The following is a 14,291-nucleotide window of genomic DNA, read 5'->3' on the forward strand; positions in this document are numbered from 1 at the left end:
CATCGCTCAGATCAGTCCTTCCCGCACGGCGTACGCGACGGCGTGCGAACGGTTGCGGAGCTGCAGACGTGTGGTGACGTCGTGGAGCACGTTCTTGACCGTGCGTTCGGAGTACGAGAGCTGGCTCGCGATCTGGGCGGTGTCGCACCCTTCGGCGACGAGGCGGAGCACCTCGACCTCGCGTGCGGCCAGTCCGGTGAAGGTCAGCCCGCGCGGGTCCAGCACGGTCCGCTGGAGTCGTCCGACCTGGTCGAGGAGCCGGCCGAGCAGGTCCGGCGGCACGCTGCCCTCGCCGCGGCCCGCGCCGACGATGGCGAGGGTCAACTTGTCGGGTGTCGCCTCGGCGCGGCGCACGAGCCCGACGACGCCGCTCTCGACCGCGCGCACGAGCCCCTGGTCGTCGAGATCGGAGACCACCAGCACGACCTGCGCGTCGCCGTTGCGCCGCAGGAATCGGATGGAGTTGACGGCCTCCTCGTCGACGCGCTCGACGATGACGAGCACCACGTCGGGCGGCTCCTCCTCGGGTGCGACCACGCGCACCTCGGGCCGCGGGCGGAGTTGGCTGGCGACGCCGGCCTCGGAAATCGGATCGCGCGCGAAGACGCGCACGGTGGTTCGGGTCATGATCTCCCCCTCTGAGATCTGTTCCTGCCGCACCTGGTCATCGGGTTGATGCAGTGGATGCATCATCCTCCCGAGTGCTTATCGCGCACTAAACAAGGACTCAACGGGCAACGGATCTGCACGAGCCGGTGTCCGCACGGCCCTGCTGCCGGCTGGGTCTCCGCCCATACGGTGGCGTCATGGCGACCAATGCGACGCTCGAACCGACGTCGGCGTCCGTCCTTCCCGGCGAGTCCGCGACGTTCACCCTGACCGTCGCGAACGACTCGCTGCTCGTCGAGTCCTACGCGCTGTCCCCGGTGGGGCAGGTCGCGGGCTGGACGGTCGTCGCGCCCGAGCAGCTGACGATCTACCCGGGCACGAATGCGACGGCGCAGGTCACCGTGTCGCCGCCGCGCACGCCCGAGGCGCTGCCGGGACGCGTCGCGGTGGGCGTGCGGGTGCTGCCGGCCGAACAGCCGGAGTTCGCGGCATCCGCCGAAGCGGAGCTCGAGATCCTCCCCTTCTCGGATCTCGACGCCGAGCTCGTTCCGCGGATCTCCCGCGGACGCGGGCGACGGCGGGTGCGCCTCGCGGTCGACAATCGTGGCAATGTCCCGCTGCAGGCGTCGATCGCGGGGACATCCGGCGACGCGATCTCCATCACCACGCCGACGCCCGACATCGCCGTCGACCCCGGGCACGCGTTGTTCGTGGACGTCGACCTGCACCCCCGCAAGCGGGTGTGGCGAGGCGCGGACGTGCAGCATCCGTTCACGCTCACCGTGATCCCCGAGGGCCTGGACACCCTCGAACCGCACGTGCTCGACGGCACGTACGTGCAGCAGAGGGTTTTCCCGAGGTGGCTCTGGAAGGCGCTGCTCGCCTTGCTGCTCCTCCTGCTCGCCCTCATCGCGCTCTGGTTCCTGGTGTTGAAGCCGGCCATCGAGGCGACCGCGAAGGAGGCGATCGAGGGACCGGTCGCGGATGCCACAGATCGTGCGGATGCCGCGGCGAAACAGGCCGACGAGGCCGCGCAGAACGCGAACGAGGCGAAGGCGGCCGTCGGCCAACCGACCGAACCGGTCGATCCCGTCGCCCCCGGGCCGACGGTGACGAGCAACGAGCTCGATCTGCGGTTCTCGGCCGCCGCCGGGCCCGGGGCGACCGACGAGAGCGTGCGGTTCCCGATTCCGGGGAACGCGCAGCTCCGCATCACCGACATCGTGATGCAGAACCCGACCGGCTCACTCGGAACCCTCACCATCGAGAACGCCGACGTCGAGGCGCCGATCATCACCACCGGGCTCGAGAACTTCCGCGATATCGACTTCCACTTCGTCACGCCGATCGAACTGCAGAGCGATGACCAGCTCTTCATCAAGGTCGTGTGCGTCCCCTCGGTGCCCGGCCCGCCGAACACGGCCTGCGGTGCGGACGTGCTGATCAACGGCATGCTCCTCACGACCGAGGGCGGGTGACCATGCCGACCGGGCCGGCCCTCCGCGCCGGCGACATGGCGATGTGCCCGTTGTCTGATGGGCCGAAACCGCACGTCGGCGGAGCGGTCACGCCCGCGGCGGCCGTGCCGACGGTCCTCATCGGGGGCATGCCGGCGGCGGTCGCGAACAACCTGCCGGGCGGCATCGTGTGCGTCTCGCCTGCGCCGAACGGCATCGCGATGGGAAGCCTGACGGTCATGATCGGCAACTTCCCGGCCGCCAGGCTCGCCGACCTCTCGATGCACGGCTCGCCCATCGTGCCCGGGCCCGGCTGCCCGACGGTCATCATCGGGGGCTGAGCTCTCGACCGGGCGATGCTCGACCGGGCGGCGCTCGACCGGGCGATCAGTCCCGCAGGAAGGCGGCCTCCCGGAACCCGTCGGCGTCGAGGGTGACCACCGTCGACTCCTCGACCTCGACGAACGCGCCGGGCAGGTCGGTCAGCGGTTCCGAGACGACGACCCTCGCCCGGGCGCCGAACAGGCGGAGGCGATCGACCTCGGGATACATCTCCTGCAGCGTCGGCATGTCGACCGAGTAGTAGAGCGTGCGCGACCGGTGCATCGACGAGTAGCGGAAGGCCCAGATCGTCTCGCCGTCGGACACCGCGAACGTGCCCTGCACCACTTCGGGCACCCCGTGCGCCAGGCCGATCTCCTCGATCCTGCGAAGGGCGCGTCCGAGCCCCCGGATCGGGTCCTCCTGCAGGCCGTACGTGATCGCGAGGTAGAAGACCACCTCGGAGTCCGTCGTACCGTGCACGAGCGGGAAGAGCTCGGGGTCGAGCGCGAGCATCATGTCGCGGCGCAGCCGCGGATGGTCCACGATCACGCCGTTGTGCATGAACATCCAGCGGCCGTGCCGGAATGGATGGCAGTTCGTCTGCTGGATCGGCGGGCCGCCCGCCGCCCGGACATGGGAGAAGAACAGCGGCGAATGGATCGCCTGCGTGAGCTCCCGCAGGTTCTCGTCATGCCAGGCGGGCTCGATGCTGTGGAAGAGCGCGGGCTCGGGCATCAGCTCGTCGGTCGCCGGATACCAGCCGACGCCGAATCCGTCGCCGTTGACGGTCTCGGCGCCGAGCGGGGAGTTCAGCGATTGCGCGACGAGTGAGTGCCGCGGTTCGAGGATGAGCAGGGCGGGATGGATCGCCTCGCCCGAATACGCCAGCCATCGGCACATCTCCGGCCTCCTTCGGTCGGCATCCACCGCGGATGACGGCGGACTGCTGCGCGAGTGCCGGGCTTCGGCGTCCCGCTCCCTCTCAAGCCATATGAGAATCGTTACTCGGCATGATAAACCCTCACGATTCGCCCGGCACCGAGGACATCATCGGGCGGGCAGCGGGCGTGGCATCGGGCGGGGCTCGCGCCGGCTCACCAGGCCGGTGCGGCCACCCCCGGCAGCAGCCACGCGGTGAAGCCGGGCGCATCGCCGTCGAGCCGAAGGCGACCCTCGGATGCCGCGAGCCGGCCGTCGCCGACGAGCACCGTCGCGGCATCCGCACCGGGCAGTGCGCCCGCATCGAACTCGAGCGCCGCTGCCGAACGCGCGGCGAAGACGAGCACCGTGGCGTCGGCAGCTTCGCGCACGAAGGCGAGCGCGTCGTCGCCGACGGCGAGCCAGCGGATGCCGCCGGTCGAGAGCACGGGGTGCTCGCGCCGCAGCCGCAGGAGCGAGCGGTACGTCTCGAGCACGGGGGCGACCTCGGGCGAGGTCTCGCTGCCCCAGGGCATGGGCGTGCGCGACGCCTCGCCGTCTTCGCCCGTGAGGCCGAACTCGTCGCCCGCCCAGACGACCGGGATGCCGGGCAGCGCGACCGCGAGGCCGAGCGCGGCGGGCACCGTGCCCGGGCGCGCGTGCGTCGCGAAGCGCGGGGTGTCGTGCGTGTCGAGCGCGTTCATGGTCGCGAGGCGGGTGCGCCACGGGAACTCCGCGGCGAAGCGCAGGTGCGCGGCGTGGAATTCGCGGCCCGTGACCGTGGGCACCGCGCCGAGGGCGAAGCCGATGCCCCCGCCGGCCGGGCTGCCCGGCTCGAGCAGCCAGCTCCAGAGCGGCCTCGTGAACGGCATGTACGTCATCGCCCCGTGCCACGCGTCGCCCTGGAAGTCGCTCGCGGCGTCGTTCGTCGACTCGCCGAGCAGGATCGTGTCGGGGTTCACGTCGAGCATCGTGCGGCGGATGGTCTGGCGCACCTCGGCGTTCAGGTCGGCCGCGCCGAGGCGCCCGGTCATGTTCGCCACGTCGATGCGCCAGCCGTCGAGGCCGAACGGCGCCTGCAGGTACTTGGCCACGACCGAGTCGGGCCCCTCGATGAACCGTCGCCGCAGCTCGGCGGAGCTCCAGTCGAACTTGGGCAGGCTGGGCACGCCGAGCCACGACTCGTAGCCTCCGCCGTCGGCCTCGTCGCGGAAGAAGTAGAAGTCGCGCTCGGATGCCGCGGGATCGGCCTGCGCCGCCCGGAACCACTCGTGGGCGTCGCCCGAGTGGTTCGAGGTGAGGTCGCCGATGACCCGGATGCCGCGGGCGTGCGCCGCCTCGACGAGCCGCACGAGCGCCTCGTCGCCGCCGAGCAGGTCGTCGACGTGGTCGAACGTCGATGCGTCGTACCGGTGGTTCGATCGCGCCGGGAAGACCGGCGTCAGGTAGAGCAGGTCGACGCCGAGCGACGCGAGGTGGTCGAGCTTCTCGCGCACGCCGTCGAGGTCGCCGCCGTAGAACTGGCCCGAGCGGTAGGGCGGGTCGAGGCGCTGCGGGTCGCCCCACTCGGCCGGGTACGCCCAGTCGGGGGCCGGACGCCCATCGGCGGCGGCCGACCTCGCGAACCGGTCGGGGAACACCTGGTACATCACGCTCGACGCCGCCCATGCAGGCGCCGGCTCGTGCGCGACGAGCCGGAAGTCGTCGCGGTCGCGCGTCTCGGTCGCCTGGAGCCCGAGCTGGTTCAGCCAGTGCTGGCGGCCGTCGGCGCCGGCGAGCAGCCACCGGTAGCCGTGCACGGGGTTCTCGACCTCGACCTCGGCCTCCCACCACTGCCCGCCCGCGTCGGCGGCGATGACGGATGCCTCGCTGAACCGCGGCTCGCGGTTCGGGTTCGAGCGCGTGCCGACCCACGCGAGCGCCCCGAGCGGCGACCCGTCGCCCGCGACGGCGCCGACGGGCACGCGCAGCCGCACGCGCACGGTCTCGCCGAGGGCCGGCGCGAGGTCCGAGACGTGCAACGGGGACCCGTCGTGATGCGGTCGCATCGCGACATCCGACCCGGCACTCAGCTGAACAGGCATGCGCTCACCCTTCCACTCGCGTGTGACATCGGCATGAACGCCGAGCCTTCGACTCCGGGCCCGCCGACGCCGGGTCGCGGCATCCGCCCTACTTGACGGCGCCCGCCGTCAGTCCGCCCACGATGTACTTCTGCAGGAAGAGGAACAGCGCCACGACCGGCAGCGCGGCGATGACCGCACCGGCCGAGAACGCGCTCCAGTCCGCGTAGCGCGGGTTCGAGACGAGCTTCGTGAGGCCGACGGCGAGCGTCTGCTTCTCGGTGTCGATGAGCAGCACGGATGCCACGACGAACTCGTTCACGGACGCGATGAACGAGAGCAGCGCGACGACCGCGAGGATCGGCGCGACGAGCCGCAGCACGATCGTGAAGAAGATGCGCGCATGCCCGGCGCCGTCGATCTTGGCCGCCTCGTCGATCGAGACCGGGATCGTGTTGAAGAACCCGTACATGAGGAACGTGTTCACGCCCAGCGCGCCGCCGAGGTAGACCATGATCAGGCCGATGTGGGTGTTCAGGCCGATCGCCGGGAACAGGTCGCCGATCGCGCTCATGAGCAGGAAGATCGCGACGACCGCGAGCAGCTGCGGGAACATCTGCACGACGACGATGCCGATGAGGCCGAACCGGCGGCCCGTGAAGCGCATGCGCGAGAAGGAGTACGCGGCGAGCGCGCCCAGGAACACCGTGAGCAGTGCGGTGATGCCGGAGATCATGAGCGTGTTCGCGAACCAGGTCGTGAACGGCACCTGCGGGTCGGTGAGGATCCGCACGTAGCTGTCGAGCCCGATCTGGGAGAACAGGGCGTTCGAGCCGGTCAGCGTGCCATTGGGGTTCAGCGACGACGAGATGACGAACACGATCGGGAACAGCGAGAACGCGACCATGACGATGCCGACGATGTGGCGCCATCCGGTGGCCGCGAACCACCGCCGGAAGTTGAACGGACGCTTGGGCAGGTCGCGCACCGGGCCGGCGGCGAGCGTGGTGTGCGCGCGCGTCGAGTCGTCGAACTCCTCGAGTTCGCCCACGACGAGTCCGGCCTGGGTACCGGGAACGGGCTTGCGGGCCATCAGTTCAGCTCCTCGAGGGACTTGGTTCGGCGGAACGCGATGATCGAGATCACGGCGACGATGATGAAGATGAGGATCGAGTAGGCGCTGGCGAGACCGTAGTCGCGGGTCTGCCCGGTGAACGCGACCTTGTAGACCATCGTGATCAGGATGTCGGTGAAGCCGACGGGGATGGGCGCGTTCGAGTCGCGCGGACCGCCGTCGGTGAGCATGTAGATGGTGTTGAAGTTGTTGAAGTTGAACGCGAACGACGCGATGAGCAGCGGCGCGACGCTCACGAGCAGCAACGGGAGCTTGATCAGGCGGAAGATCGCCCAGGGCCTCGCGCCATCCACCTTCGCGGCCTCGAGGATGTCGTCGGGGATGGACTGCAGGGCGCCCATGCACACGAGGAACATGTACGGGAAGCCGAGCCAGAGGTTCACGATGAGCACCGAGACCTTGGCGAGCCACGGGTCGGTGAGCCAGGGGATGGATGCCCCGCCGAAGATCACCTGGTTGATGAAGCCGAAGCTCTCGTTCATCATGCCGGCCCAGATCAGCGCCGACAGGAACGACGGGATCGCGTACGGGAGGATCATCAGCACGCGGTAGCCCATGCGCCCGCGCATGCGCATGTCGTTGAAGACGATCGCGAGGAAGAGGCCGAGGAAGAAGGTCGACGCCACCGAGATGAGGGCGAAGGCGAAGGTCCAGAGCGTGACGTAGACGAGCGGGCCGGCGAGGCGCGCGTCGGTGACGGCGCGCACGAAGTTGTCGAAGCCGATGACGATCTGCCAGCCGGGCAGGAGCTCCTCGCCGTCTTCGGAGGTGAAGGCGCCCGTGCCGATGTCGGAGTACACCGTGCCGGTGTCCAGGTCGGTCATCGTGCCGGCGGCCTCGTCGTACTCGAGCGTCGAGACGTAGAGGTACGCGCTGGAGCCGTCGGGCGTGCGCACGGCGCCGTCGTTCGGGTCGTCGGAGAAGGGCACCGCGAGTGCGGTGATCTCGTCGGTGCGCGCGAGCACCTCGGCGAAGCTGAGGGTGGTCCAGCCGTCGGTGGCGACGGCCTTCGAGCCGTCGAACTCCGCGGAGACGGCCTCGAGCGGCTGCTCGGCGGTGCCCACGAGCGCGTCGCCCTCGGGGTCGGTGAGGAGCAGGCCGAGCTCGCCGCCGCGATCGACCACGGTCACGGGGTAGGTGGCCGAGTCCTCGACGCGCTCGAGCGAGGAGGCCATGAGCGAGGAGACCGCCTGCTCCTTCGAGCCGTTGTGGCCGGTGCCGTAGTTGGTGAAGGCGATGTAGCCCGTGTAGACGAGCACGAACACCTGGAAGACCACGAGGAAGATCACGCCGGGCGTCAAGTACTTCGCGGGGAGCTTGCGGCGCGAGAAGTAGATCCAGTTGACGAAGATCGCGACGGCCGCGACGATCGCCGCGACGAGCCACTGGCCCGCCCCGACGAGGATGATGAGGCCGAAGATCGCGAGCGCATCGACGATGCCGAGCCCGAGGATCTTCACGAGCAGCACCTTGATGCCGACGGATGCCGCGTCGGCGATGCCTGCGGCCTGCCGCTGTCGCCGGGTCGGGGGCTTCTCGCCCGGGCCACCGGTGGTGGGATCGCCGGCCGTGGCCGCCGCTTCGGTCGTGGTGCTCATGCTGCTCGCTCTTCTCGGGGGAAACGGAGAACCGCTCGAGGTCGGATGCCGCGTGGCATCCGACCCCGAGCGAGATCGCGGTCGACTAGCCGATCGCCGCCTGAACGTCGGCGGCGAGCTTCTGCCAGGTCGCCACCGGGTCGGCACCGTTGATGATGTCGGCCTCGGCGATGCCCCAGTACTGCCAGACCTGGCCCATGGCCGGGATCGCGGGCATCGGCACGGCGTCGGCGCCGGCGGCGGCGAAGCCCTCGATGATCGGGTCGCTCGAGGCGGTCTCGGCGGCCGCGGCGTTCGCGGGCAGGACGTTGCCGGCCTTGAACAGCTCGAGCTGGGTGTCCTCGCTGCCGAGGTAGTTGACCAGGAAGTCGTTCGCGGCGACCTTGTTCTTCGACTCCGCGGAGATGAAGAAGCCCTTGACGCCCGCGAAGGGCTGGGCCGGGTCGGCGGTCGGGCTCGGGGTCGGGTCGACCGCGACGTTGATGCCGGCGTCGACGGCCGCGCCCACGTTCCACGGGCCGGTCAGCCAGAAGGCGGCCGTGCCGTCGAGGAAGGCCTGCTTGGCGATGTCACCGTCGATGTCGGTGTTGAAGACGCCGGTGCCGTTCTTGCCCTGCGAGCCGAGCCAGGTGGCGAACGCGTCGCCGCCCTCGTTGCCGAGCTGCAGGTCGTCGGCGTTGTAGCCCTCGGCGTCCGAGCCGAAGACGGGGGCGCCGAACGCGGTCTGGAACGGGTACAGGTGGTACGGGTTGCCCTCGGCGCCCTGCTCGACGACGAACGGCTGGGCGAGGCCGGCGGCCTTGCCCTTCGCGATCATGTCGTCGAAGCTCGTGGCGGCCTCGGGGATGAGGTCGGCGTTGCGGAGCACCGCGATGTTCTCGACCGCGTAGGGGAGCATGTAGACGGTGCCCTCGTAGGTCGACGCGTCGATCGCGACGGGGAGGTAGTTGGCGGCGGAGTCGCCGAGCTCGAGCGGGGCCACGACGCCGTTCGTCGAGAGCTCGCCGAGCCAGTCGTGGGCGCCCATGGTGATGTCGGGGCCCTTGCCCGTCGGCACCTGCTGGATGAAGTCGTCCTTGATGTCGGCGTTGTCCTTGCCGACGAGGTCGACCTTGACGCCGGTCTTCTCCGTGTAGGCCTCGGCCGCGCCCTTCAGTGCGTCGACGCGCTCGGCGTCGACCCAGACGGTCAGCGTGCCGCTGGCCGAGGCTTCGCCCTCGGAGCCGCTGTCGGCGCCGGCGCAGCTCGCGAGGCCGAGCGTCGCGACGACCGCGACAGCGCCTGCGGCGAGGAGGCTCTTCGTGTTCACCCTCATTGGTGTGCCCTTCTCAGTGTGCGTGAGATCGGCGCCTTCGCCGGTGCCGTGCTCCTGTGCCCCGTTCGGGGGAAGGAGACGCCCCATGACTGAAAGGCCGTTCTTCCGTATGAAATGCCCGCAAGAAATGCAAGCGATTACAGGTATACCTTTCCCCAAGTCAATCGCCAAACCGGGAGGGGGCTATCGATACGGGTTTGTGACCATTCGTGTTTCCGCGGCGTTATGCAAGCGTTTCCATACGCTTGACGAATGTCGTACAGTGTCGCCATGACTTCCGAGTGGTGGCGCACCGCCACGATCTACCAGATCTATCCCCGCTCCTTCGCCGACGCGAACGGCGACGGCATGGGCGACCTCGCCGGCATCACCGCGCACCTGGCCGACCTGCAGGAGCTCGGCGTCGACGCCATCTGGCTCTCGCCGTTCTACACCTCGCCCCAGCGCGATGCCGGGTACGACGTCGCCGACTACTGCGACGTCGACCCGCTCTTCGGCACCCTCGCCGACTTCGACGCGATGCGCGCCGAAGCCCACGCGCGCGGCATCCGCGTGATCGTCGACCTCGTGCCGAACCACTCGTCGGATGCGCACGTGTGGTTCCAGGCCGCCCTCGCGGCAGCGCCCGGCAGCGCCGAGCGCGCCCGCTACCTCTTCCGCGACGGCCGCGGCCCGGCCGGCGACGAGCCGCCCAACAACTGGGAGTCCGTGTTCGGCGGCCCCGCATGGACGCGCGTCACCGAGGCCGACGGCAGCGCCGGCCAGTGGTACCTCCACCTCTTCGACAGCTCGCAGCCCGACTTCGACTGGACGAACGAGGAGGTTCGCGAGGAGTTCCGCGGCATCCTCCGCTTCTGGCTCGACCGGGGGGTCGACGGATTCCGCGTCGACGTCGCGCACGGCATGATCAAGGCCGAGGGTCTGCCCGACTACACCCCGCCCGCCGAGGGCGGCAGCATGGGCGGCGCCGGCGGCGTCGGCGGCGAGGGCGTCCCGCTCGAGCCCGAGATCAGCGACGAGGGCGACGGCGCTCCCTACTGGGGTCAAGACGGCGTGCACGAGATCTACCGCGACTGGCGGGCGCTCCTCGACGAGTACCCCGGCGAGCGCATCCTCGCGGCCGAGGCCTGGGTCGACCCGCTCCCCCGCGTGGCCAAGTGGGTCCGCCCCGACGAGATGCACCAGGCGTTCAACTTCGCATACCTCGAGACCCCGTGGGAGGCCGCGGCGCTGCGCCAGGTCGTCGACGCGTCGCTCGCCGCGTTCGGCGCAGTCGGCGCGCCCTCGACATGGGTGCTCTCCAACCACGACGTCGTGCGCCACGCCACGCGCCTCTCGGTCACCGAGCCGAACCCCCAGGGCCACGGCCTCGGGCCGCGCTCGAAGGGCCTCCCCGTCTTCGCCGACGGCGTTCGCCGGGCACGCGCGGCCACCGCGTTCATGCTCGCGCTGCCCGGCTCGTCGTACCTCTACCAGGGCGAGGAGCTCGGGCTCCCCGAGGTCATCGACCTTCCCGACGAGGCCCGGCAGGACCCGACGTGGTTCCGCACGAACCGCGAGCGCTACGGTCGCGACGGATGCCGCGTGCCGCTGCCCTGGACCGCGGATGCCGCGAACTACGGCTTCGGTCCCGCCGGAACGCCGTGGCTCCCCCAGCCCGCCCTGTGGGCCGAGCTCGCTCGCGACGTGCAGCGCGAGGACCCGTCCTCGACGCTCTCGCTCTACCGCGACGCGCTGCGCCTCCGACGCGAGCACGGCCTCGGCGCGGGCTCCCTCGAGTGGATCGAGCTCGACGGACTCGCCGGCTCCGACGCGGCATCCGTCATCGCCTTCCGCAACGGCGACGTCATCGTCGTGGCGAACACCGGCTCGGCGACGGTCGCGCTGCCCGCCGGCGATGTGCTGCTCGCGAGCGGCCCCCTCGCCGAGGGTTCGCTGCCCGGCGACACGACCGTCTGGATCTCGGCCTAGACGGCTCGCGCACGCTCGAACGGGCCGGCATCCGCACTCCGCGGGTGCCGGCCCGTTCGCGTTGCGCACATCGACGCGCCACGGCGTCCGCTCGGTCTCCCGTGCAGGAGATGAGGCCGTGTCCCCGCTCACAGCGGGGATCGCGCCTCATCTCCTGCATCCGAGCTTGCGCGCGGCGCGTTCGGCGCGCCGAAGGGCTGCAGCAGTCGACCCGTTCGGCCGAATCGGTGCAGCCCGCGCGAGACGAGTTCGCGAAGACTCCGATGCGTGATGTCCCAGTCCTCGATGACCATGCGATACGAGATTCGGACGACCAGGTAGCCCCGCAAGGCGAGTTCGAGATCTTGGCGACGATCCCGATCGAAGTCATCGCCCGAGTGGAACGCCCGCCCGTCGAGTTCGACCACCAGCCGGTCGCCGACGAGCAGGTCGACACGTCGGACGCCCGGGATCTCGACCTGCGCCCGCACTCCGACCCGGAGTCTGCGCATGAGCATGCGCGCGATCGTCTCGAGCCCGGAATCGCTGTCGCAGGACACCTCGTCGAGCCAGCGCCCGACCCACGCCGGCAGGGCAAGGCGAAGCCGCTCGACCGCCTGCATCGGCAGGGCGCCCCGGTTGAGCGCCGACTCGAGGGCGACCATTGCGGGCACCGCCCCCGCGCACTGGAACATCTCGGCGATCGCGGTGATCAGTCCGTCACACGCCGGGCGGATGCCGCGCTCATCCTTGCCGGCAACGGCCCGGTAGTGCACGCAGACGCCGTGCGCCCGCGCATCCAGTGGCACGGTACGGTCGCTCGGCGAACGCAGCCGCGACGCCGTGGGCGGTACCCGAACGTGGAGCCGGTCGTCGTCGAGCAGCCAGAGACCGTGCAGCTGGGCGACCGAGTTGCCGGTGAGGGCGCCGCCGACCCTGACCGCATGGATGACCTCGGGCGGGGCATCGGGGATGGCGACCCAGCCGGGACGCACGCGCACGACGTGGCCGTCGCGCGCTGAGGCCCGAAGGTCGGCGGCGGTGACGCCGTCAGCGTGAAGACGAGCGACCGAGATCGCACCGCCGTTGGCCCGGATGCGTTCGAGTGGTGAGGTCATCCGAGCATGTTCACAAGGGCGTGGACCTGGCATCCGCTCGATGTGCCGCTGCGCGTGGAGCCGCGGCATCCGCCTCAACTGTGGAGGACCGGTCCCCGCCGGATCTGAGAACGCGGTACTGCAGGAGATTGGGCCCCTTGGCCGCTCACAGCGAGGATGGCGCCTGATTTCCTGCACGACAGCGCATTGGAGGCGAGAGGCGACGCGTCAGTTCGTGTTGGCGTAGAGCCATTCGAGCGGGTCGACCCACTCGCCGTCGATGCCGCCGATGCGGATCTCGAAGTGCAGGTGCGGGCCGGTCGACATGCCCGTGGTGCCCGTGAGGCCGACGACGTCGCCGACCTTGATGACGTCGCCGATCTCCATGCGACGCGAGTCGTACTGCATGTGCGCGTACACGCTCGTGACGGTCTGCCCGTCGATCTGGTGGTCGATCATGGTGACCACGCCGAGCGAGCCGCCCTCGTCGGTCGACTCCGAGACGACGCCGTCGGCGATCGCCTGGATCTGGGCGCCGAATCCGGGGTTGAAGTCCTGGCCGTGGTGGTCTTCGGAGCAGCCGGCGCAGTCGCGGTACCCGAAGCGGTCGCCGATGTGCACGCCGACCGCGAACGGCCACTGGATGGTGCCGTTGGGGTTGTTGGTGAAGGTCGCCTCGGCACGGATGCCGGCCGCCTCCGCGTACTCCTCGATGGTCTGCGAGGCGTAGCCCTCGCGGTCGACGGATGGTGCGGTGACGTCGCCGATGGCCAGGGACTGCCCGTCGATCGAGTCGCCGTTCTCCTGCGACAGGGCGAGCGCCTGCACGTCGTCTTCGCTGAGCAGCGACAGCGCGGGGATGGTCGTGGTGACTGCGAGCATGGCGACGAAGCTCATGGCGACGATGCTCGCGATGCCCCTGGCGCGGCGCCGGGCGCGCGGCGCGCTCACCGTGCGGGCCACGCCGCCGTTCGCGGCGGCCGTCACCCCTGGGTCGGACGGTCCCCGACGTCGGCCGGGCGGCGTGCTCGGGGCACGACGCGAGGAGCGAGCGGATGCCGCGGGGTGCTCGCCCGTGTCGCCGCGCTGGTCGTGGCGCGAGGAGCGGAGGCCCGCGGCCGGTTCGTGCGCCGTGACGGCGTGCGTGCGCTCGTCGCGGGCCGGCTCGCCGGACAGGACGCCGAAGATGTCGAGCGCCTCAGCGCCGCCGAGGTTCAGCTCGGGGGGCGCGGACGGGATGGACACGGGGGCGACCTGCACCGGAACGACGGTCGGCTCGTGCGACGAGGCCGCGCGACGAGCGCGGCGCGGGGCGTCGTCGGCCGGGGTCGGAAGGGCCGGGGCCGAGGCGGGCGCGACCGGAGTCAGGGGCGAGGCGGGTGCGGCAGGAGCCGCGGGCGCGACGCGGGACTGGGCGGCCGGCCGGGCGGGCGAAGCGGGCGTCGCGGCGGGAGCGGCAGCCCAGAAGAGGTCGTCGAACGCGGGGCGAGCGGCGGCCCGCGTCGCGGGCGGGCTCACGGGGGCCACGGCGGGCGCTGACGGGGCCGTGGGCGGCGGCGCCGCGGCATCCGGAATCGACGTCGAGGCACCGGTTCGCAGTGACTCGGCGGCCTCCCGCTCGCGAAGCTCCCGACGGGTCAGGGGTCGCCCGGACCGCAGGGGATCCTGAGTGCCTGGCGTGGAATCGTCGGGCACGAGGGGGGACTCGAGCACAGGGGGAACCTTCGACGTACGAACGGGGAGATGAGGTGGCATCCCGACCTGAACAGCCGGGATTACGGATTGGTAAAGCGTATATCGAACCCGACCTTCATGCCATGGCCGA

General features: G+C 70.6%; 11 protein-coding genes. 3 read left to right on the forward strand and 8 right to left on the reverse strand.

Annotated elements, in window-relative coordinates:
- Window positions 1–6: 6 nt before the first annotated feature.
- The gene (locus tag ACR3IO_RS13460; RefSeq protein WP_434071723.1) at window positions 7–627 is read right to left on the reverse strand and encodes a response regulator transcription factor; all 621 of its coding nucleotides are present in this window, start codon (window positions 625–627) and stop codon (window positions 7–9) included.
- A gap of 179 nt (window positions 628–806) precedes the next feature.
- On the opposite strand from ACR3IO_RS13460, the gene ACR3IO_RS13465 reads away from it, so the two are divergent.
- A complete protein-coding gene (locus tag ACR3IO_RS13465) occupies window positions 807–2,087 on the forward strand; it encodes a COG1470 family protein (protein WP_434071724.1) in 1,281 nt (426 codons plus the stop codon).
- A 2-nt stretch (window positions 2,088–2,089) separates the two neighbouring features.
- Window positions 2,090–2,407: a PAAR domain-containing protein gene (locus ACR3IO_RS13470; protein WP_434071817.1), complete on the forward strand. Its 318-nt coding sequence runs from the start codon at window positions 2,090–2,092 to the stop codon at window positions 2,405–2,407.
- 46 nt (window positions 2,408–2,453) lie between these two features.
- Here the strand turns inward: ACR3IO_RS13470 and ACR3IO_RS13475 are convergent, their stop codons facing one another.
- From ACR3IO_RS13475 to ACR3IO_RS13495, 5 genes are all read right to left on the reverse strand, one after another.
- On the reverse strand, window positions 2,454–3,290 hold the full coding sequence (locus ACR3IO_RS13475; protein ID WP_434071725.1) for a class II glutamine amidotransferase: 837 nt from the start codon (window positions 3,288–3,290) through the stop codon (window positions 2,454–2,456).
- A 194-nt stretch (window positions 3,291–3,484) separates the two neighbouring features.
- Complete coding sequence (locus tag ACR3IO_RS13480) at window positions 3,485–5,392, reverse strand: glycoside hydrolase family 13 protein (protein ID WP_434071726.1); 1,908 nt, start codon at window positions 5,390–5,392, stop codon at window positions 3,485–3,487.
- A gap of 88 nt (window positions 5,393–5,480) precedes the next feature.
- Entirely contained in the window at window positions 5,481–6,464 is a 984-nt protein-coding gene (locus ACR3IO_RS13485) for a sugar ABC transporter permease (protein WP_434071727.1), read from the reverse strand.
- Window positions 6,464–8,104, reverse strand: a complete 1,641-nt coding sequence (locus ACR3IO_RS13490) for an ABC transporter permease subunit (RefSeq protein WP_434071728.1) — start codon at window positions 8,102–8,104, stop codon at window positions 6,464–6,466. The genes ACR3IO_RS13485 and ACR3IO_RS13490 overlap by 1 nt, the downstream gene beginning before the upstream one ends.
- An 85-nt stretch (window positions 8,105–8,189) precedes the next feature.
- Window positions 8,190–9,419 (reverse strand): sugar ABC transporter substrate-binding protein, encoded by a 1,230-nt coding sequence (locus ACR3IO_RS13495; RefSeq protein ID WP_434071729.1) that lies wholly within the window; start codon window positions 9,417–9,419, stop codon window positions 8,190–8,192.
- A gap of 270 nt (window positions 9,420–9,689) precedes the next feature.
- Here ACR3IO_RS13495 and ACR3IO_RS13500 point away from each other — a divergent pair, with 270 nt between their 5' ends.
- The gene (locus ACR3IO_RS13500; protein ID WP_434071730.1) at window positions 9,690–11,390 is read left to right on the forward strand and encodes a glycoside hydrolase family 13 protein; all 1,701 of its coding nucleotides are present in this window, start codon (window positions 9,690–9,692) and stop codon (window positions 11,388–11,390) included.
- Between the two features lie 128 nt (window positions 11,391–11,518).
- Here ACR3IO_RS13500 and ACR3IO_RS13505 read toward each other — a convergent pair whose 3' ends face one another.
- Both ACR3IO_RS13505 and ACR3IO_RS13510 read right to left on the reverse strand, forming a co-directional pair.
- Entirely contained in the window at window positions 11,519–12,487 is a 969-nt protein-coding gene (locus ACR3IO_RS13505; protein WP_434071731.1) for a hypothetical protein, read from the reverse strand.
- A 207-nt stretch (window positions 12,488–12,694) separates the two neighbouring features.
- Window positions 12,695–14,179, reverse strand: a complete 1,485-nt coding sequence (locus tag ACR3IO_RS13510) for a M23 family metallopeptidase (protein ID WP_434071732.1) — start codon at window positions 14,177–14,179, stop codon at window positions 12,695–12,697.
- Between the last annotated feature and the right edge of the window lie 112 nt (window positions 14,180–14,291).

This window comes from Agromyces sp. Marseille-Q5079, from assembly GCF_051016555.1.
In the GTDB taxonomy this organism is placed as follows: Bacteria; Actinomycetota; Actinomycetes; order Actinomycetales; family Microbacteriaceae; genus Agromyces.